Genomic DNA, 20,476 nt, shown 5'->3' on the forward strand with positions numbered 1-20,476 from the left:
AGATTAATTAAAATAACTCATTAGATTCGCCGTTATCTTCAAAAATCTGTGTACCCACTTCGTTTTTTGCTCTTTCTGTTGGTTGTGTTCCTTCAATAAAATATTCTTTCATTGAAGGGCCATCACCAGCCAACTTACCTGTTTTTCTATCAATTTGAACCGCGACGATACCTTTTGGTGCTGGCATCATATTCACAGGAACGCCATCAAGTGCGACTTTCATAAAGTCATTCCAAATAGGTTGTGCGGTTTTAGCGCCCGCCTCTCCACCACTTGCTGCAGTACGCCCTAAATTACGACTGCTATCATCAAAACCAATCCATGCGGTTGCGACAATATTGGCACCATATCCAGAGAACCATGCATCTTTAGAGCTATTTGTGGTACCAGTTTTGCCACCAATATCTTGTCGTTTCAGATCACGCAAAGCTCGCCATCCTGTTCCCGACCAACCTGGTTCACCAACAAGGTTTGTTCTTAATGCATCATGCATTAAGAAGGCAAGAGGTGTACTGATAACATGAGGTGCATATTGGCTTTCTTGTACTGTTTCAGCTAATGGTGCAGCTTCTAACTCGATGTCTGGTGCTACATTTGAAGGTTGAGCGGCTCTAGATTGCGCTACATTTTCCATGTAATCATCAGATAATGCGATAGAACGATTGGTATCACCATAAATAACCGGAATATCGGTACATTCAGGACAGGCGATTTTAGGTTTAGCTGTAAATAACACTTCACCTTCAGCGTTTTCAATACGTTGAATAAAGTAAGGCTCGATTAAATAACCACCATTAGCCATAACGGCAAAACCACGAACCATCTGCATTGGCGTAAATGACGGGGAACCTAATGCTAATGACTCAGTTCTATCGATATTTTGATTAGGAAAGCCAAATCGTAATAAGTAATCAGCGGCATAATCCACCCCCATTGCACGCATGGCTCGTACCATAACAACGTTTTTAGACTGACCTAATCCTTGACGTAAACGAATAGGCCCTGCATAGGTTGGAGGTGAATTTTTAGGACGCCAATCGGTGCCCGCACCTGCATCCCATCGGCTAATAGGTAGGTCATTAAGAAGCGTTGATAAGGTTAAACCTTTATCTAATGCTGCGGCATATAAGAAAGGTTTAATATTTGAACCGACTTGACGTAATGATTGAGAAACACGGTTAAATTTACTTATCTCAAAATCAAAACCACCAACCAGCGCAATGATACTGCCATCAAGCGGATTCAGTGCAACAAAAGCCGCATTTACACCTGGTAGTTGCCCTAAAACCCAGTTATTTGCATTATCTTGGCGAACCCATATTTGCTCACCCTCATGAACAACTGCATCCACTTTAGATGGTGTAGCACCTTGAGATGTATCAGAAATAAATTTACGCGCCCAGCGTACCGCTTTTAAATCAAGCGAAATGGTGTCACCATTTTTTAATACGACCTTGGCTTCTTTAGCATCAGCCGATAATACAACGGCAGGAATAAGCGGACCATAAGCCTGAATTCCTTTTAATTTTTCGCTAATTGCTTTGCTATCCCAAGGCGTTTGCCCTGCACTCCAAAGTACTTCTTGTGCTCCGCGATAACCATGACGCATGTCATAATCAATAACGTTATCTCGTAACGCTTTTTCTGCTGAAAGCTGATCTTTTCGTATCACTGTGGTATAGATTTTATAGCCATCAGTATAAGCATTTTCACCATAGCTTTCATACATTTCCATTCTAACCATTTCAGTCAAATATGGAGCAGAAAAATCAATTTGAGGCGCATGATATTTAGCAACAATAGGTTCTGCTTTAGCGCTCTCGTACTGTGCTCGAGTAATATAGTTCTCTTCAAACATACGTTGTAAAACAATATTACGTCGTTTAAATGCACGATCATAAGAATAGAGAGGATTTAGCGTAGAAGGCGCCTTAGGTAACCCAGCAATCACTGCCATCTCACTTAAGCTAAGATCATGAACACTTTTACCAAAATAGACATAAGCAGCAGCCCCCACCCCATAAGCACGGTTACCAAGATAAATTTTATTGAGATAAAGCTCTAAAATTTCATCTTTAGTTAACTCTTTTTCAATACGAATAGCTAAGAACGCTTCTTTAACTTTTCGCATTAATTTCTTTTCTGGTGTTAAAAAGAAATTTCGAGCTAATTGCTGTGTAATCGTACTAGCACCTTGTGATGCTTGTCCTGAGGTTAACGCGACCATTACCGCACGAGAAATACCTATTGGATCAATACCGTGGTGTTCACGAAAACGAGTGTCTTCTGTCGCAATAAAAGCATTAATTAACTGAGGTGGCATTTCCTGCAACGTCAGCGGTAAACGGCGCTTTTCACCGTATTGTGCCATCAACTCTCCGTCTGCACTAAAAACCTGCATTGGGGTTTGTAGACGAACATCTTTTAATGTTGCTACATCTGGAAGCTCAGGCTCAACATACTTATACATACCGTATATCGAGGCTGCTCCCAAAATTATGCAAGCAAAAACGAAGATGAAAAAATATTTTAAGAACTTCACCTTAAATTTCCCATGTAATGTGGATTGGGCAGTTTATAAACAAACAGTGCGTAGTATAAAGGTAACGCCTTACTGAAAATAGGCTGTTACGAATTCAATCGATATGGATATCATTTATGAAAACACTCAATCACCAGATTGGTATTGAAATTAATATCAATTATATCAATGCAGTATTGGTCTCTCAGCAAGATAGACGGTGGAAAATCAATGCATTTTGGCAATTCCTTTTACCTTTTAATAACAATATAGATCATTTAAAATTAAGAAATATCTTAAGGCCTTGGCGACAAACATTACCTCCCATCAATAATGTTACTGTCTCACTGCCTGATATTTATGAAAGTTATCATACTATTCCTTTACCTAACCCTATTTCTCTTACGCCAGCAGCGTGTTATCGGTTAGCTCAACTACATGCAACATCGCATACACAAACAACCAAAACAGTGGTTAATTATGATTATCGGCAAAATAATCAAAATCTCGCCATTCATTTGTATCCTAAAAATCCTATTGACCACTATATTGCGTTATTTTCTAGCTTAAATTTAGCAATATCTGCCATCGACACGCCGGCTTGTTCATTACGTTATTTAGCGTCTTATCTTGGCTTACCCTCTAATTGCATACTTATTTATTGTGAAGATAAAAAAATGTATTGGGTTTCATCCGATGAAAATATGCCGCATTACGGCACACTTTATTATGAAAATGAGAGAGCACAAGAAATCTCTTTTCATCAACTAGCAAAGAAATATCAATGGCAGCGAGAACAGTGCTATTTCGCGGGCGATAATTCACATAATTTTAGCCATCTTATGCCTATTTGGCCTGATATTACGAACTCTCTTTTTCAAAAAGTAACGCAAAAAAAAGAACTTCCACTTATCGCATTAGGATTAGCATTAGGCCCGTGGGAGGAATTATGTATCAAGTAAATTACCTTCCTTGGCGTAGTTCTTTTATTAGCAAAAAAGCCCAAAACTGGTTTTATCAAACCTTATCGCTTATTGTTATTAGTATAATTACTTGTAGTTATTATACTTATCACTTAGCAAAAAAATCACATTTACTCACAACACTACAACGCCAATATCAATACCAAGAAGCATTGCTTACACAGCATATTGCTGAGCGCCATCAAGAAAAAGAACGAGCTGAATTAGATTATCAGCACTATTGGTTACACTATCAAAATTGGTATCGCTACTTACGCTATATCACTTTTTTTCAATCTATAGAAACCTGCTTACCTACAACAGGCTGGATAAGCCAATTTTCAGAGATGGATAATAAACTCTCTTTGCATTTGATCTTACCTTACGAGCAGTCACTTTTACTGATGTCATATTTTTATCACCACCCTATGCTTTCTGTACTGAAACTAAATACATTACAAAAAAGTGTCACTCAGCCAGCATATACAGAGCTATTTTTTAATGGTGATTGGGATACAAATAACGACAAGAAAACAGATAATAAGAGGAGAGAAAGACAAGAAGAAGGAAGCAGCGATGACTAACTTTCGGTGGGCACAATATCTTGTATTTCTCCCTTTTTGGAAAAAATTAGCATTAAGCTTTTTTGCTCCAATGAGTATTGGCTTTATCAGCTGTACCTTTATATTTGCTAACTATCTTCAACAAATAGAAATACAACAAGCAGCAATAACACAAAGTCAAACACGTATTAAGCAATATCGAACAACATTAGATAATATGCCTTCTATGAGTTCATTAAAGGCATTACAAAATGACTATTATATCCCTTTCAACTCAATTTCTGCCGATGAGCGATTACAACAAGTATTAAATAAACATCAATTTATTCCTGATAGTTGGGAACGCGATAACAACACCTTTTATAAACTTCACTTCACACTTTCTTATTCACAATTTCTAATCTTATTAGAACGAGTTAGCCAAGTGGGATTTTCTCTTTCTTCTATTAACGTTATGCCAATAAATTCCCTAATACTTTCAGTACAACTTCACTTAATCGATCTGAATCAACCAATATCAACTTTATTATTGAGTGAAAAATCATGAAATTTTTATGTTCTTTCTTTGCCTCATTATTGATAACTCATACTCTTGTTGCTGATGCTAGAGACCCTTTTTTTCCCGAAATAATTTCAGTAGAAGAGAACCAAGTAAATAAAAAAATAACAGAACAAAAAATAGAACCTAATAAGCGCCTACATAGGCGTATTTATCTATTAAATTATGCCAATGCTGAAGATATTGCAGCTCAATTACACTCTGATGTAATGCCTCTATTAAGCTCACAAGGGCGAGTTATTACAGATATAGAATCAAATAGCCTTTCTATTATGGATGATGATGAAACGCTGTCTGAAATTGCAGATTGGTTAAAAATGAAAGATATGCCACAACAGCAAGTTCATATTACAGCATATATTATTAGCAGCAGTCAGGATGCATTAAACGAATTAGGTGTTCAATGGGGATTACAAACACCCAAACCTCTCGCAGCAGAAAGTTTGCCTGCCACAGAAAATACCTCCACAGCATTATCATCGACGACGCATAACACTCTCAGAGCCCCTTCTCTTTCTACATTATCCGTTCATCAAAATACTAAAAACCCTCTTCACTACCTCGCATTAAATATTGCGAGAATTAATGGTCGTCTATTAGAACTTGAACTCAGTGCACTAGAACAAGAAAAACAGCTATCAATTATCGCAAGCCCTAGACTAACAGCTGCACATGAAAAAATGGCTTCGATTAAACAAGGAACAGAAATTCCTTATGTCAGCAGTAATAATGAAATTACCAGAATACAATTTAAAGAAGCAGTATTAGGTATGGAAGTGACGCCAATCATTCAAAGAAACAAAAAAATTAGATTGATACTAAAAATTACGCAAAACACACCAGGTGTCACACTTGTTCAAGGGGGAAGTGAACATCTTTCTATCGATAAACAAGAAATTAGTACAGAAGTCATAATTAATGATGGTGACACCTTAATGTTAGGGGGAATTTTCCAACAAAAACAGCAAGAACATGACGCAAAAATTCCGCTCTTATCGTCCATACCATTACTTGGGACACTTTTTAGCCACAAAAGAGAGCAACACAGTCGCCATGAATTGGTTATTTTTATTACACCCAAATTAATCTAACCTTTAGAGTGATAAATAATTTATCTATAAAATACAAGTGATTAAGTATTTTTATCTGCAATAAAATGAACTACTATTCATTGTTTTTTCTTATAATCTCTATTTATAGATTTGACGCTGAGGACGATTTAGCTTACAAGGGTTAGCTAATTGAGTGGGCCTGAATTATCGCAACTATAATACGGATACATTTTATGCACTTCCTCTATTATTGGAGGCAGGGCTTTTTATATGTAATATTGATTGCCAGATGACTAAAAAGACAAAGTGATCAGATACAGTTTTCTGACTAAATTGTGTTAGAATCTCCGCATTGCCAACAAAGATGATTGATTTTTTTTAGTAGTATCTTGTTATGTACTGTAGGCAAAGGGATTTTTATCTTATGATGTCGCTTGCGACACCATGTAGTTATTTTATGGCGATCTACTAAAAAAACTCAATCTTGATATGAGAGTAGATAGAAACGTTATCAGGCGTGAATTAAATAGACACTCATAATTTCAGTTTAGGTCCCGTCGCTGAATGAATTTGGCGGGGCGGGTTATCATTAACGAATATCTTAGTAATACCAAAAACATGGCAGAGAAACGTAATATCTTTCTGGTTGGGCCTATGGGTGCCGGCAAAAGCACTATTGGTCGTCAGTTAGCTCAACAACTTAGTATGGAGTTTTATGATTCCGATCAGGAAATTGAGCGGCGTACAGGTGCGGATGTAGGTTGGGTATTTGATGTAGAAGGCGAAGAAGGCTTCCGTCAACGAGAAGAAAAAATAATCAACGAACTTACTGAAAAGCAAGGCATTGTGCTAGCAACAGGTGGTGGTTCGGTAAAATCGAGAGAAACCCGTAACCGACTATCTGCACGCGGTGTTGTTGTTTATTTAGAAACTAATATCGAAAAACAATTAGCTCGTACTCAACGTGATAAGAAACGTCCATTACTACAGGGTGTAGAACCTGTACGTGATGTACTAGAAACATTGGCTGAAGAACGCAATCCTCTTTACGAAGAAATTGCAGATATCACCATTCACACAGATGATCAAAGCGCAAAAATTGTTGCCAACCAAATCATTGAAATGTTAGAAAAAAACTAACATTCTCAGTAAATTAAGCAACAAATAAAGACGATAAAAGAAGGCTACTTTTATGGAAAGTATCGCTGTTACATTAGGTGAAAGAAGCTATCCCATTACCATTGCTTCTGGCCTTTTTCGCCAGCCAGAAACACTTTTACCTTTAAAAGCGGGACAACAAGCGATGATAGTCACTAATGAGACTCTCGCACCGCTTTATTTAGAAAGGGTAACGACTACCTTAAAAAACCAAGGTATTCTGGTAGATAGCGTAATTTTACCTGATGGTGAGCAGTACAAATCACTTTCTATAATGAATGACGTCTTTACTGCACTTTTAGAAAAAAATCACAATCGAGATACAACACTTATCGCTTTAGGTGGTGGTGTTATCGGTGACTTAACAGGCTTTGCAGCTGCAAGCTATCAACGTGGTGTACGTTTTATTCAGGTACCGACAACCTTACTTTCACAAGTAGATTCATCAGTCGGTGGAAAAACGGCAGTTAATCATCCACTTGGTAAGAATATGATTGGCGCTTTTTACCAACCAGCCTCTGTTGTTATCGATCTCGATTGTTTGACGACTTTACCCTCTCGAGAATTATCATCAGGTTTAGCTGAAGTTATCAAATATGGCATCATTCTAGATAAAGCCTTTTTTATCTGGCTTGAAAATAATATTGATAAACTTTTAGCACTTGATCCTCAAGCTCTTGCTTATTGTATTCGTCGTTGCTGCGAAATTAAAGCTGATGTAGTCGCCGCCGATGAAAAAGAAACCAGCGGTTTACGTGCATTACTGAATCTTGGCCACACTTATGGTCATGCTATTGAAGCACATATGGGATATGGTGTTTGGCTACATGGTGAAGCTGTTTCTGCTGGCATGGTTATGGCAGCAAAAACAGCACAGGCCCTTGGCCAATTCTCTCCTGAAGAAACGCAACGCGTTATTCAATTGCTTGAAAAAGCAAAACTTCCTGTTTCTGGCCCTAAAGAAATGCTTCCTGATGATTATTTACCGCATATGATGCGAGATAAAAAGGTTTCTGGTGGCAAATTACACCTTGTTTTACCAAAAGGTATCGGCCAATCAGAACTGCGTGCGGATATTTCTCGCGAACAGGTGCACAAAGCGATAACATCTTGCATTAATGCAAATTAAGCTCCCCATTACCTGACTAGAGAGAAACCAATTTATCTGTTTTAAGGATAATTCTGGTTAATATTGTCAAATGCAACGTTTCGTAAAAAGCGTTTCATCCTTATACTAATAGGTAATGGCTAAGGCTGAATAGATTATCTTCGCTTTTTGACGCTCTGACGGAGGGCATAATGGACGAGTTCAAACCTGAAAATGAAACAAAGAGTGATAACACACTCAAACCTGATACATCGGATAGACCCGAGCGTCGAACTAACCGACCGCGTAATAACCCATTAAAAAATGCTCGTTTTTCTGTATCCCGTCAGCAGATGATGATTGGTGTTGGAGTTCTTGTCTTAATTCTGTTGATTATCGCAATCAGTTCCGCATTAAAATCACCAGAAACAACTGAACCAACAAATCAGGCAAATACTGAAAGAAATATCGATCTTTCTCAGCAGCCATCATCCGTTACGCCAACAGAAAATACACCATCTTCACCACAAGAGATTTCTGGCCAGCCGATCCAACCGTCAACTGAGCCAACGCCTGCTCCAGCACAAAATTTACCACCGATGATTGACTCTCAAGGGCAACGAGTCGAATTACCAGGTGATATTGTTGATTCTTTAAATCAGCAACAATCAGGTATTAACCATGCCGTTAATCAACAACAACTTAATGCGCAAAATCAGCCTCAAACACCACAACCTGTAACTCCAGCTCCGGTTACCAAGCCAACACAACAACCGGTGCAAAAACCTGAAGTGAAAGCACCAACAGTAAAACCCGTAACCCCACCAGCAACTCAACCAAGTAAACCAACGACAAAACCCGTCGTTTCAGGTCAATTATCTGCAGCTAATCTTGCGTCTATTCCAGCAACGAATTATACCTTGCAGTTAAGTGGTGCGAGTCGCCAAGATACTTTAGAAGCTTTCGCTAAAAAGAACTTAAATGGGAACTATACGATTTATAAGACCCAACGTAATGGTAACCCTTGGTATGTGCTCATCTATGGTAATTATCGTAATATAAGCGAAGCAAAACAGGCGGTTTCTTCATTACCAGCACCTGTTCAAGCGAAACAACCTTGGGTTAGACCGATGAAACATGTTCATCTAGACCTAAAAAAATAATTAAGACGAAGTTCACCGCTGATATGCTGTCTGAAACAGAGTACAATCGGCGACTCTGAAACGATTGAGAAATTTGGACGGCATGAAAAAAAAACGCGCATTCCTAAAATGGGCTGGTGGTAAGTATCCTTTGGTAGATGATATCAAACGTCATCTACCAGAAGGTAACTGTTTAATTGAACCTTTTATGGGTGCGGGTTCTGTTTTTTTAAATACAGAGTACGATTCATATATTCTTGCCGATATAAATAGCGATTTAATCCATCTCTATAACACGGTAAAACAGCATCCTGAAAAATTTATTAATGATGCTCGTTTGTTATTCACACCTCAAATGAACACAGCTGATGAATTTTATAAGTTAAGACAACGATTTAACTTATCCACAGACCCTTATCAGCGTAGTGTATTATTCCTCTATCTAAATCGTCATTGCTACAATGGGTTATGCCGATACAATTCAAGAGGTGAATATAATGTTCCTTTTGGGCGTTATAAAAAACCTTATTTTCCAGAAACTGAATTGAACTGGTTTTCTGAAAAAGCACAAAAAGCCATTTTTATTTGCCAAAGCTATTCATCTACCATGACAAATGCGCCTGATGGGTCGGTCATTTACTGTGATCCCCCTTATGCCCCACTGTCACAAACAGCAAACTTTACGGCATATCACACGAATAGTTTTAGTTTTCAAGAGCAAGAACATCTCGCTCAACTTGCTTCAATGCTGGCTTACGAGAGACAGATACCCGTGTTAATATCAAATCACGATACTACTTTAACCAAAGAGTGGTATGCAGATGCTAAAGAGCTACATAGTGTGAAAGTCAGAAGAACAATTAGTAGCAACACACTCGCTCGTAGCAAAGTGAATGAATTACTTGCCTTATATAAATAATTGTTAACACCTCCCGACAATGGGAGTGTTGTCAGGAGAATGCGATGAAAGACTTTCTGATTGCCCCTTCTATTTTATCGGCTGATTTTGCTCGTCTTGGTGAAGATACAGACAAAGTACTTGCTGCTGGTGCCGATGTTGTCCACTTTGATGTGATGGATAACCATTATGTGCCAAACCTCACCTTTGGTGCTCCTATTTGTAAAGCTCTGCGCAAGTATGGCATTACTGCACCTATTGATGTCCATCTAATGGTAAAACCGGTTGATCGCATCATCCCTGATTTTGCAGAGGCTGGCGCAACTTATATTTCGTTTCACGCAGAAGCCAGCGACCATGTTGATCGCACTATTCAATTAATTAAAGATTGTGGCTGTAAAGCCGGCCTCGTCTTTAATCCTGCAACACCATTAAGCTATCTTGATTATGTAATGGATAAACTCGACCTTATTCTTATCATGTCGGTTAACCCTGGATTTGGTGGCCAATCCTTCATTCCAAACTCCCTCGATAAATTACGCCAAGTTCGTAAAATGATTGATGATGGTGGTTATGATATTCGTTTAGAGATTGATGGTGGTGTAAAGGTAGATAATATCGCTGAAATTGCACAAGCAGGTGCAGATATGTTCGTGGCTGGCTCCGCTATCTTTAACCAACCAGACTATAAGCATGTTATAGACAACATGCGCCGTGAATTAGAAAAGGTATCGTAATGACTGATAAAAAACTCAAAGGTATTCGTGCTATCGCCTTTGATCTTGATGGCACATTGACTGACAGCGCTGTAGGTTTAACAGAAGCGACAGATTATGCATTACAATCAAAAGGCTTTCCTCCTGCTGGCAAACATAATGTCACAATATGGGTAGGTAATGGCGTTGATATGCTGTTAACCCGTGCTTTGCATCATTCTGGCGTTGAAAAAGTCACTGATAGCCTATTAAAAGAAATGCGTGACCTATTTGACGAACATTATGCTACTTCAGTGAAAACTGGCAGTGACCTTTTCCCTCACGTAAAAGAAACGCTTGAAACACTATTTGCTCAAGGTATTCCTCTGGGTATCGTCACGAATAAACCTTCACCATTTATCGCTCCACTGCTACAACAATTAGAGATCGAAAAATACTTTTCTATGATATTAGGTGGTGATGATGTCAAAGAAAAAAAACCACATCCAGCACCATTATATTTAACAATGGGTACTTTTGGTGTTAAAAAGGAAGAACTTCTTTTTGTTGGGGATTCTCGCAACGATATTATCGCAGCCCAAGAAGCGCAATGTCCTTGTGTTGGTCTGACATACGGTTATAACTATGGCGAACCTATTGCAGACAGCAAACCAGACTTTACTCTTGATAATTTTGCTGACTTGCTTTCTATCCTCGACATCTCGCCAATGACAACTGTGGAACAGAATTAAGATGACGACTTCAGTAGAAAAAACGGCTCACAAGCCGATAGTATTCAGTGGTGCACAACCCTCAGGTGAATTAACTATTGGTAACTATATGGGTGCATTACGTCAATGGGTACAAATGCAAGATGATTATGACTGCATTTACTGTATCGTCGACCAACATGCCATTACTGTTCGCCAAGATCCTAAAGAACTAAGAAAGAGAACCTTAGATACTTTAGCGCTTTATCTTGCTTGTGGTATTGATCCTGAAAAAAGTACCATCTTCGTTCAGTCTCATGTTCCACAACATGCGCAACTAAGCTGGGCACTAAACTGCTATACCTACTTTGGTGAATTGAGCCGAATGACTCAATTTAAAGATAAATCAGCACGCCACGCAGAAAACATTAACGCAGGTCTATTCGATTACCCTGTGCTGATGGCGGCAGATATTCTTATTTACCAAACGAATCAAGTTCCGGTTGGTATTGACCAAAAGCAACACCTTGAATTGAGTCGTGATATTGCACAGCGTTTTAATGCTATTTATGGTGATATTTTCACTGTGCCAGATCCTTTTATTCCGAAAGGTGGTGCTCGTGTTATGGCTCTGCAAGATCCGACCAAGAAAATGTCTAAGTCTGATGATAACCGTAATAACGTTATCGCATTGCTTGAAGATCCAAAAGCAGCAGCCAAGAAAATCAAACGCGCAATGACAGATTCTGAAGAACCACCTCGTGTTATTTACGATCTTGAAAATAAAGCAGGTGTTTCTAACTTGTTAGATATTTTAGCTGGCGTAACAGGCAAAACTATTCCTGAGTTAGAAACTGAATTTGAAGGCAAAATGTACGGTCATCTAAAAGGTGCTGTCGCTGATGCTGTTTCAGAGATGCTAACTAATATTCAAGAGCGTTTTAATACTTTCCGTAATGATGATGTTTTACTGAATAAAATCATGAAAGAAGGTGCAGATAAAGCCAAAGCTCGAGCCCAAGCAACACTAGATAAAGTGTATGACGCAATAGGATTTATTGCTCATCCGTAATATTGATTCAAAAGGCCAGATATCATTTCTGGCCTTTTTCATTTCACGCTTTTTTAAACAGTCGTCTATCGAAACTCTCAATAGTTTGGTTTTGCAATCGTAACTGCATTGTCTTACTCCAACTGGCAGATAGCCCTGCTGCGCTTAATAAACGTCGATAAAGCTCTTCATCAAATGGCATATGAAAGGCGATAGAAATTGCTTCTTTAACAGAAACATCGCTATTTCTAGACACCAAAACCAGTGGATGATGACTTCCTGTTTCGCCAGTACCAATAACTCGATAAAGCCAACCACAATAGCCACTATCTTGCATAATTTGAGAAAAATTACTGACATCCGTTACTGTATTTAACTTGTAACAAGGCGAACGCGGTTGGGTGACTTGAATAAAAGTATTGCCCCATTGGTAAATATCACCAATAAAAACATTCTCTTCCGTCATGCCAACGGTTGAAATATTTTCACCGAAAGCAGGAGCATTACAAAAATCCGCTAATTCAGGAAATTGTTCAGACCAATAAAGATAGTGTTCTTGAGGATAATGACACAATACGCGATCAGGCCCGCCATGAAAGGCTTTTTCTGCTTGTTCATCTCCAATTAATCCAATAGACGTTAACTGGATATTGCCATCCACCAGCTTTTTGGTGATCGCACTGGTAAATCCATTGGATATTGTTGTGATATTGCCAATAAAAACAGTGGGTAAATAGCGCATAATTCACTACCTAAACAAAAAGAATAACCCATAGTAAATGATAGTGGCGTCAATAAACAATGCCGACAAAAGTCGGCATTGAAAAATCACAAGAGAAAAGAAAAATTACGCTTTGCTCTGATAACGTTTTTGCGCTTCATCCCAGTTAATAACTGACCAGAAAGCTTTGATGTAATCTGGGCGACGATTTTGATATTTTAAGTAATATGCATGTTCCCAAACATCTAAGCCAACAATAGGATAGCCAGATGCGCCAGCTAACTCTTCACCCATTAATGGGCTATCTTGGTTTGCAGTAGAAACAACGGCTAATTTGCCATCATTTTTAAGTACCAGCCAAGCCCAACCTGAACCAAAGCGACTTGTAGCTGCTTTTTCAAACAGTTCTTTAAATGCATCTACGCTACCAAAATCACGTTCTATAGCATCTTTTAAAGAACCTTGCAGTTGAGTCCCTAATTTTAACCCCTTCCAAAACAAAGAATGGTTAGAGTGGCCGCCTGCGTTATTACGTAAAAATGTACGTTGATCAGCTGGAACTTTATGTAAATTTTTAACTAACTCATCAATATCTAAACCAGCAAGTTCTGGTAATTTTTCTAATGCTGTATTGGTGTTATTCACATAAGTTTGATGATGTTTAGTATGGTGAATTTCCATTGTACGTTCATCAAAGTGTGGCTCTAATGCATCATAAGCATAAGGAAGTGCAGGTAATGTATAGCTCATATTAATCTCCAGTGCTGTTTTATATTCGATCACACCATGTGACTTATCTTTCTCATTATAGTTAAAAAAACGCTAATGAAAATCATTATCATATCCATATTATTTTTGTGGTTTTTTATACCGCACTGTACGATTCATTTTCATAGCATATTATTTCAATTTAAAAGCATTTCAATAAATCAAAACGCTATTAAACAAGAAAAAAGTAGATAAATCATACGCCACTTGCTTTAGCACTAATTGATCACACCATGAAAACCACTTCCATTATTTCGTGATCTTCTGCGCAAAAAAGAAACAATGTTTATTTACCCTCTTTTGTTAACCACTTTTTGACATAGTATTAACAATAGTGAGGAGAACTACTATGACAAAAATAAATCAACATTATATTCCTGCTAACATTGCAGAACATGCCCTGATCAATAAAGAGCAATACCAAAAAGATTATGCATTATCCATCAAAAACCCAGAGGCCTTTTGGGCAGATAAAGGGAAAATTATTGACTGGATAACACCCTATACCGTGGTAAAGAATACCTCATTTGACCCTGGTCATGTCCGCATTCGCTGGTTTGAAGACGGGCAACTAAATATTAGCCAGAACTGCCTTGATCGCCACCTAAAAACCCGAGCAGATCAAGTTGCTATTATTTGGGAGGGAGACTCGCCTAATGAGTCGAAAAAAATCACTTATCGACAACTTCATCAAGATGTTTGCCAATTCGCTAATGTATTAAAAAACTTAGGTATTAAGAAAGGCGATGTAGTGGCTATTTATATGCCAATGGTACCTGAGGCTGCGATTGCCATGTTAGCCTGTACTCGTATCGGCGCCATTCACTCTGTTATTTTTGGTGGATTCTCACCAGAAGCTGTGGCTGGTCGTATTATTGACTCAAAAGCAAAGCTCGTTATCACCGCAGATGAAGGATTACGTGCAGGTCGCGCAATTCCATTAAAGAAAAATGTCGATGACGCTTTAAATCATGCTGATATCCCACCAATTAGTCATGTCGTTGTTTTCCGCCGCACAGGACATACAGAGCAGTGGATTGAGGGGCGTGATTTATGGTGGGATGAAGCCATTAAAGGTGTAAGCACCGAATGCGATGTGGAAATTATGGATGCTGAAGATCCGCTATTCATTTTGTATACATCAGGTTCAACAGGAAAACCAAAAGGTGTATTGCATACCACGGGTGGTTATCTGGTTTATGCCTCTATGACATTTAAATATACCTTTGATTATCATGAAGGCGAAATCTATTGGTGTACTGCTGATGTTGGTTGGGTAACAGGGCATAGTTACCTACTTTACGGCCCACTTTCTAATGGTGCCACAACGGTGATGTTTGAAGGCGTTCCTAACTATCCTTCTGTCAACCGAATGGCTCAAGTGGTTGATAAACACCAAATCAATATCCTTTACACCGCACCAACGGCAATCCGCGCTTTAATGGCTGAAGGTGATAAAGCAATAGAAGGTACTCAGCGCACATCACTGCGCATCTTAGGCTCTGTAGGTGAACCTATCAACCCAGAGGCTTGGGAATGGTTCTATCAGAAGATGGGACGCAGTCAGTGCCCTATTGTAGATACTTGGTGGCAAACTGAAACAGGTGGTTTTATGATAACGCCATTGCCAGGTGCCATGGATTTAAAACCAGGCTCCGCAACACGCCCATTCTTTGGTGTGCAGCCCGCTATCGTCGATAATATGGGCGAAATTCAAGAAGGTGCTTGTGAAGGTAATTTAGTTATTGTTGACTCATGGCCAGGCCAAGCAAGAACACTCTTTGGTGATCACGACCGCTTTGAACAGACCTATTTTTCCACATTCAAAGGAATGTATTTTTCTGGTGACGGTGCTCGCCGTGATGAAGATGGTGATTACTGGATAACAGGACGTGTTGATGACGTACTTAATATTTCAGGCCATCGTCTAGGTACAGCAGAAATAGAATCTGCACTTGTTGCTCACCCTAAAATTGCAGAAGCTGCCGTGGTAGGTATTCCTCATAATATTAAAGGGCAGGCGATTTATGCCTATGTCACTTTAAATCATGGCGAAGAACCGACTGCTGAACTTTACGCTGAAGTCCGTAACTGGGTACGTAAAGAGATAGGACCAATAGCGACTCCCGATATCCTTCATTGGACAGATTCCTTACCCAAAACTCGTTCAGGAAAAATAATGCGTAGGATCTTACGTAAAATTGCTTCTGGCGATACAACCAATCTCGGAGATACCTCAACACTCGCTGATCCTGGAGTAGTAGATAAACTGTTAGAAGAAAAACAGTCTCTATCACTAACGGCTTAGTGTTCTATTAAAAGCCACTCATTTAAAGGTGGCTTAATAAAAAGAGTTTCTCGTTAAAACTACGCGCAAAGGCATTTCGATGCCTTTGCTAGGCTGTCTCACCTAAAAATCATGAAATGCGGGGATTTACGCCTCTAAGTCATGTGATAAACCAAACAATTATATAGAGGAGAACTCTGATGAATTCTAATATTTATCAAGAGATAGAAGATAACCCTCGCTTTAAAGAACTGGTTAGAAAACGTAGTCGTTTTTCATGGACACTCTCTATTATCACGCTGGCAATGTATGTCTCTTTTATATTACTTATTGCTTTCTACCCACAATGGCTAGCAACCCCACTTTATGAGGGATCTTATATAACAAGGGGAATTCCTATTGGAATTGGTTTAATTGTTGCTTCATTCGTACTCACTGGCATTTATGTTATCAGGGCGAATACTGAGTTTGACAAATTAACGACTGAAATCATTCGTGAGGTAGAAAAATGAGAAAGCTACTCTACGTTATAAGTCTATTTATGCTTTCATCAACATTGAGTTATGCCGCAGCAATTACTGAAAGTGGTGAAAAGCAACCTATGAATATTCAGGCAATTATCATGTTTCTGATATTTGTAGGATTAACTCTATATATTACTTATTGGGCCTCAAAGAGAACGCGCTCACGCTCTGATTATTATACTGCAGGTGGCAAAATAACAGGATTTCAAAATGGGATGGCTATTGCGGGCGATTTTATGTCAGCAGCCTCTTTTTTAGGTATCTCTGCTCTAGTTTATACTTCAGGTTATGATGGTTTAATTTATTCGATAGGCTTTCTCATTGGTTGGCCTATTATTTTATTTATTATTGCTGAACGATTACGTAATTTAGGTCGTTACACATTTGCCGATGTTGTCTCTTATCGATTAAGCCCTAAACCAGTCCGAACACTCTCTGCTGTTGGATCGCTTGTCGTTGTTGCACTTTATCTTATTGCCCAAATGGTGGGTGCCGGTAAGTTAATCGAGCTTCTTTTTGGATTGAATTACCATATTGCAGTGGTTCTTGTTGGTATCTTAATGGTGCTTTATGTTCTCTTTGGCGGGATGTTAGCCACCACATGGGTACAAATCATTAAAGCGATTTTATTACTTGCTGGCGCAACATTTATGGCGGTAATGGTAATGAAAGTCGCTAACTTCAATTTTAATACGCTATTTAAAGAAGCCGTCAATGTCCATCAAAAAGGCTTTTCTATTATGAGCCCTGGTGGGCTGGTGTCAGATCCTATATCTGCGCTTTCTTTAGGCCTTGCATTAATGTTTGGTACCGCAGGGCTCCCTCATATCATCATGCGCTTTTTTACTGTTAGCGACGCTAAAGAAGCCCGTAAGAGTGTATTCTATGCGACAGGTTTTATCGGCTATTTCTATATTCTCACTTTTATTATTGGTTTCGGCGCTATCTTACTCGTTAGCCCTAATCCTCTGTTCAAAGATGCCGCTGGTGCTTTAATTGGCGGAACTAATATGGCAGCAGTTCATTTAGCAGATGCTGTTGGTGGTAATTTCTTTCTTGGCTTTATCTCCGCAGTTGCTTTTGCCACCATTCTTGCCGTTGTTGCGGGATTAACCTTAGCGGGCGCTTCAGCTGTTTCTCATGACCTTTATGCCAATGTGATTAAAAACGGTAATGCCGATGAAAGAAAAGAGCTAAACGTCTCTAAAATTACCGTTGTTATTTTGGGAATTGTAGCTATTGGGCTAGGTATTCTGTTTGAAAAACAAAATATCGCCTTTATGGTGGGTCTAGCATTCTCTATTGCTGCAAGTTGTAACTTCCCGATTATTTTACTTTCGATGTATTGGAAAGGGTTAACCACCAGAGGTGCTGTTGCAGGAGGATGGTCTGGATTATTAATCGCAGTAACTCTCATGATTTTAGGTCCAACGATTTGGGTAAATATTCTTGGTCATGAAAAACCTATTTATCCTTATGAATATCCAGCACTATTTTCTATGGTGATTGCTTTTGTTGTCTCATGGTTATTTTCTATCACAGACAAATCATCTTTGGGTCAGCAAGAGAAGATAAAATTCCAAGCGCAATTTATTCGCTCTCAGATAGGACTAGGTATAGAAGAGGGTAAATCGCATTAATAAAGATTAATTAGCCTTATCAAACCTGCAAAAAAGTGCTGATATTATTTAGCACTTTTTTGTTTTTATTAGCGATTACTACAATAGTGGCCTTTCGATAACTATTTTGGTTTTAAATTTAAATAATTAAACTTTTAAATACATATCTATACGATATTTTAAATAATAGTAATACTAATCATTAGATAATTATTATTTAAAATAAAAATCAATGAATTATCAGTTTTAATAGCTTTTCTACTTTGTAAATATCGCACAATTTATCCGCATAAAAAACCATAAATCACTGTAAAAAATAGCTAAGATAACAATTTCAGATTCACTTTAGTCAATCAATACTTGTATTATCAAAAGGTAAATGGTTAACTTTTAGTCCATGTAAAAAAGGTGACAACTTTAAATAGACTATGTCCAAATTAACGAGTTACTTACTTTTATTTATTTTATCTATAATGCCCGCAATGCTAGGGGGGGCAACACTACATATTGAGCAAAAGTTTTATATCATCATAATTGGTTGGCTTATCATGCTAACATGCGGTGGTATTTATCACTCAATAATTGGAAAAGGTATTACCTTTATCATTAGTGCATTATGGTCTTTAAATCTCTCTATTTCTTTATTTTTTTATCGTGAGCATGATATTGCTTTTTCATCATCTATCGCAGAAACCTTTATTAATACGAATGGTAGTGAAACTGTAGGAATGCTTTCTTATAATAAGTATTATGTTTTATTTTATATTGGTATTTTTGTAACCTATTTTTTTCTTATTCATAAAAGTGCTAATTATTTAACAATAAAAAAAAGTAAGCAAAACCTAATTGCAATTATTATATTAATTTTGATTATTCCATTTTATGAAAAATTAAATTTAAGAGAAAATAATAACAAATTAATCGCTGAAACAATCTTGCTTAATACTCCATTTTACAATGCAGCTGCACTAGTAAGAACATTTCATGAAAATCAACAGATAAGAAAAATAGCCACTCAAGAAGTAACTTATAAATATACTAAAAATGATAATAAAACAGAGGTTTATATTCTTATCATTGGTGAATCTGTTCGTCGTGATCATTTAGGCATATATGGATACCATTACAATACAACACCTAACTTAGCCAAAGAAAAAGAGAATATTTTGTTATTTAATCAAGTCTATTCTCCCGCTCCAGTAACGATACTTTCTGTACCTATATCTCTTTCAAATATTGACTTGGACCAATTACAAGATAAAAATCTTTATGCGGATAATATTATTTCTCTCGCAAATCATGCGGGTTTTAAAACTTATTGGTTAAGTAATCAGGGTAAAAGTAGCCAAAAAACAAGTGTAATATCTGTAATTGCAAATATGGCACAGAATAAAAAATGGAATGAATTTATTGGCTATGATGAAGAATTACTTTCTTATTTGGATAAAGCGCTGAATGATGATTCATCAAAGAAAAAGTTAATAGTATTACATACCTATGGTAGTCATGAACCTTCATGTAACCGGTTTCCTGCCAGTGAACTTATTAACTTTACCCAACAAGAAGATGATAACTGTTACGATAGCTCTATAGCTTATACAGATAAGCTTATAAAACAGATCATTAATAAAGTTAACAATAAGCCCGCAACACTTCTTTATTTTTCTGATCACGCTTTACAGCGTTTTGATAAGAATAGAGAGATCCGCTATCACCATGGTGTAAATAGCCCAAAAAAAGAAGCTTATGATATTCCATTATTTATTTGGTATAGTCCATCATCTACACATCCAAATATTGATGCTAAACACTTAACTAAGCCTTATTCTACAGTCGATAATTATTGGTTACTTAGTGATTGGTTAGGTATAAAACATGCTTCTCCTAAAGCGTGTAATTCACCATTAAGTTATTGCTATCAAGGAAGAAAATCAATTATGGTTATTGATGGGAATAAAAATATCTTAGACTACAATTTATTAAAATCAGAACAGCAAGAACCTCAATAAACTAATTTAATATTTTATTATTGTTTCATCTTTACTAATTTAGCATAACCATTCATAAAGAAAGATTGCGATTATTAAGTCAAATCTATTAAGAATTTTGTAATTATGAGAATAGATATTAAACATAATCTCAAAAAAGCTAGCAGCAAT

18 protein-coding genes are annotated in these 20,476 nt (G+C 37.6%); 15 read left to right on the forward strand and 3 right to left on the reverse strand.

The features are described from left to right. Window positions 1–7: 7 nt before the first annotated feature. A complete protein-coding gene (gene mrcA, locus M997_RS01295; RefSeq protein WP_064718315.1) occupies window positions 8–2,542 on the reverse strand; it encodes a peptidoglycan glycosyltransferase/peptidoglycan DD-transpeptidase MrcA in 2,535 nt (844 codons plus the stop codon). Window positions 2,543–2,658: 116 nt separating this feature from the next. Here mrcA and M997_RS01300 point away from each other — a divergent pair, with 116 nt between their 5' ends. The 11 genes from M997_RS01300 to trpS all read left to right on the forward strand — a co-directional run bounded on the left by M997_RS01300 (window position 2,659) and on the right by trpS (window position 12,419). After that, window positions 2,659–3,483 (forward strand): hypothetical protein, encoded by an 825-nt coding sequence (locus M997_RS01300; RefSeq protein WP_064718316.1) that lies wholly within the window; start codon window positions 2,659–2,661, stop codon window positions 3,481–3,483. Next, window positions 3,471–4,067: a hypothetical protein gene (locus M997_RS01305; RefSeq protein ID WP_064718317.1), complete on the forward strand. Its 597-nt coding sequence runs from the start codon at window positions 3,471–3,473 to the stop codon at window positions 4,065–4,067. The genes M997_RS01300 and M997_RS01305 overlap by 13 nt, the downstream gene beginning before the upstream one ends. Next, window positions 4,060–4,593 carry a hypothetical protein gene (locus M997_RS01310; RefSeq protein ID WP_064718318.1) on the forward strand — a complete coding sequence of 178 codons (534 nt, stop codon included), beginning with the start codon at window positions 4,060–4,062 and terminating at the stop codon, window positions 4,591–4,593. Before M997_RS01305 ends, M997_RS01310 begins: the two co-directional genes overlap by 8 nt. After that, complete coding sequence (gene pilQ / locus M997_RS01315) at window positions 4,590–5,696, forward strand: type IV pilus secretin PilQ (protein WP_064718319.1); 1,107 nt, start codon at window positions 4,590–4,592, stop codon at window positions 5,694–5,696. Before M997_RS01310 ends, pilQ begins: the two co-directional genes overlap by 4 nt. 579 nt (window positions 5,697–6,275) lie before the next feature. Next, the gene (gene aroK / locus M997_RS01320) at window positions 6,276–6,797 is read left to right on the forward strand and encodes a shikimate kinase AroK (RefSeq protein ID WP_064718334.1); all 522 of its coding nucleotides are present in this window, start codon (window positions 6,276–6,278) and stop codon (window positions 6,795–6,797) included. Between the two features lie 52 nt (window positions 6,798–6,849). After that, window positions 6,850–7,944, forward strand: a complete 1,095-nt coding sequence (gene aroB, locus M997_RS01325; RefSeq protein ID WP_064718320.1) for a 3-dehydroquinate synthase — start codon at window positions 6,850–6,852, stop codon at window positions 7,942–7,944. Window positions 7,945–8,114: 170 nt separating this feature from the next. Then, window positions 8,115–9,065, forward strand: coding sequence for an SPOR domain-containing protein (locus M997_RS01330; RefSeq protein ID WP_064718321.1), 951 nt, complete (start codon window positions 8,115–8,117; stop codon window positions 9,063–9,065). Window positions 9,066–9,147: 82 nt separating this feature from the next. Further along, the gene (dam, locus tag M997_RS01335; protein WP_064718322.1) at window positions 9,148–9,963 is read left to right on the forward strand and encodes an adenine-specific DNA-methyltransferase; all 816 of its coding nucleotides are present in this window, start codon (window positions 9,148–9,150) and stop codon (window positions 9,961–9,963) included. A gap of 44 nt (window positions 9,964–10,007) precedes the next feature. Beyond that, window positions 10,008–10,679 carry a ribulose-phosphate 3-epimerase gene (rpe, locus tag M997_RS01340; RefSeq protein WP_064718323.1) on the forward strand — a complete coding sequence of 224 codons (672 nt, stop codon included), beginning with the start codon at window positions 10,008–10,010 and terminating at the stop codon, window positions 10,677–10,679. Beyond that, complete coding sequence (locus tag M997_RS01345) at window positions 10,679–11,389, forward strand: phosphoglycolate phosphatase (RefSeq protein WP_064718324.1); 711 nt, start codon at window positions 10,679–10,681, stop codon at window positions 11,387–11,389. The genes rpe and M997_RS01345 overlap by 1 nt, the downstream gene beginning before the upstream one ends. A gap of 1 nt (window position 11,390) precedes the next feature. Beyond that, the gene (trpS, locus tag M997_RS01350) at window positions 11,391–12,419 is read left to right on the forward strand and encodes a tryptophan--tRNA ligase (RefSeq protein ID WP_064718325.1); all 1,029 of its coding nucleotides are present in this window, start codon (window positions 11,391–11,393) and stop codon (window positions 12,417–12,419) included. Between the two features lie 43 nt (window positions 12,420–12,462). On the opposite strand, the gene yiiM is transcribed toward trpS, so the two are convergent. Beyond that, on the reverse strand, window positions 12,463–13,140 hold the full coding sequence (gene yiiM, locus M997_RS01355) for a 6-hydroxyaminopurine reductase (RefSeq protein WP_064718326.1): 678 nt from the start codon (window positions 13,138–13,140) through the stop codon (window positions 12,463–12,465). Window positions 13,141–13,245: 105 nt separating this feature from the next. Beyond that, window positions 13,246–13,869, reverse strand: coding sequence for a superoxide dismutase [Mn] (gene sodA / locus M997_RS01360; RefSeq protein WP_064718327.1), 624 nt, complete (start codon window positions 13,867–13,869; stop codon window positions 13,246–13,248). Window positions 13,870–14,236: 367 nt separating this feature from the next. On the opposite strand from sodA, the gene acs reads away from it, so the two are divergent. The 4 genes from acs to M997_RS01380 all read left to right on the forward strand — a co-directional run bounded on the left by acs (window position 14,237) and on the right by M997_RS01380 (window position 20,326). Then, on the forward strand, window positions 14,237–16,195 hold the full coding sequence (gene acs / locus M997_RS01365; protein WP_064718328.1) for an acetate--CoA ligase: 1,959 nt from the start codon (window positions 14,237–14,239) through the stop codon (window positions 16,193–16,195). Between the two features lie 179 nt (window positions 16,196–16,374). Then, on the forward strand, window positions 16,375–16,686 hold the full coding sequence (locus M997_RS01370) for a DUF485 domain-containing protein (RefSeq protein ID WP_064718329.1): 312 nt from the start codon (window positions 16,375–16,377) through the stop codon (window positions 16,684–16,686). After that, complete coding sequence (locus M997_RS01375; protein ID WP_064718330.1) at window positions 16,683–18,338, forward strand: cation acetate symporter; 1,656 nt, start codon at window positions 16,683–16,685, stop codon at window positions 18,336–18,338. Before M997_RS01370 ends, M997_RS01375 begins: the two co-directional genes overlap by 4 nt. Before the next feature lie 407 nt (window positions 18,339–18,745). Continuing rightward, on the forward strand, window positions 18,746–20,326 hold the full coding sequence (locus M997_RS01380) for a phosphoethanolamine transferase (RefSeq protein WP_064718331.1): 1,581 nt from the start codon (window positions 18,746–18,748) through the stop codon (window positions 20,324–20,326). Window positions 20,327–20,476: the final 150 nt, after the last annotated feature.

Source organism: Proteus hauseri ATCC 700826 (assembly GCF_001654965.1).
Lineage (GTDB): Bacteria > Pseudomonadota > Gammaproteobacteria > Enterobacterales > Enterobacteriaceae > Proteus > Proteus hauseri.

Coding starts and splice junctions, on each gene's coding strand:
- M997_RS01300 (WP_064718316.1), top strand. CDS start 2,659: ATGAAAACACTCAATCACCAGATTGGTATTGAAATTAATATCAATTAT.
- M997_RS01305 (WP_064718317.1), top strand. CDS start 3,471: ATGTATCAAGTAAATTACCTTCCTTGGCGTAGTTCTTTTATTAGCAAA.
- M997_RS01310 (WP_064718318.1), top strand. CDS start 4,060: ATGACTAACTTTCGGTGGGCACAATATCTTGTATTTCTCCCTTTTTGG.
- pilQ (WP_064718319.1), top strand. CDS start 4,590: ATGAAATTTTTATGTTCTTTCTTTGCCTCATTATTGATAACTCATACT.
- aroK (WP_064718334.1), top strand. CDS start 6,276: ATGGCAGAGAAACGTAATATCTTTCTGGTTGGGCCTATGGGTGCCGGC.
- aroB (WP_064718320.1), top strand. CDS start 6,850: ATGGAAAGTATCGCTGTTACATTAGGTGAAAGAAGCTATCCCATTACC.
- M997_RS01330 (WP_064718321.1), top strand. CDS start 8,115: ATGGACGAGTTCAAACCTGAAAATGAAACAAAGAGTGATAACACACTC.
- dam (WP_064718322.1), top strand. CDS start 9,148: ATGAAAAAAAAACGCGCATTCCTAAAATGGGCTGGTGGTAAGTATCCT.
- rpe (WP_064718323.1), top strand. CDS start 10,008: ATGAAAGACTTTCTGATTGCCCCTTCTATTTTATCGGCTGATTTTGCT.
- M997_RS01345 (WP_064718324.1), top strand. CDS start 10,679: ATGACTGATAAAAAACTCAAAGGTATTCGTGCTATCGCCTTTGATCTT.
- trpS (WP_064718325.1), top strand. CDS start 11,391: ATGACGACTTCAGTAGAAAAAACGGCTCACAAGCCGATAGTATTCAGT.
- yiiM (WP_064718326.1), bottom strand. CDS start 13,140: ATGCGCTATTTACCCACTGTTTTTATTGGCAATATCACAACAATATCC.
- sodA (WP_064718327.1), bottom strand. CDS start 13,869: ATGAGCTATACATTACCTGCACTTCCTTATGCTTATGATGCATTAGAG.
- acs (WP_064718328.1), top strand. CDS start 14,237: ATGACAAAAATAAATCAACATTATATTCCTGCTAACATTGCAGAACAT.
- M997_RS01370 (WP_064718329.1), top strand. CDS start 16,375: ATGAATTCTAATATTTATCAAGAGATAGAAGATAACCCTCGCTTTAAA.
- M997_RS01375 (WP_064718330.1), top strand. CDS start 16,683: ATGAGAAAGCTACTCTACGTTATAAGTCTATTTATGCTTTCATCAACA.
- M997_RS01380 (WP_064718331.1), top strand. CDS start 18,746: ATGTCCAAATTAACGAGTTACTTACTTTTATTTATTTTATCTATAATG.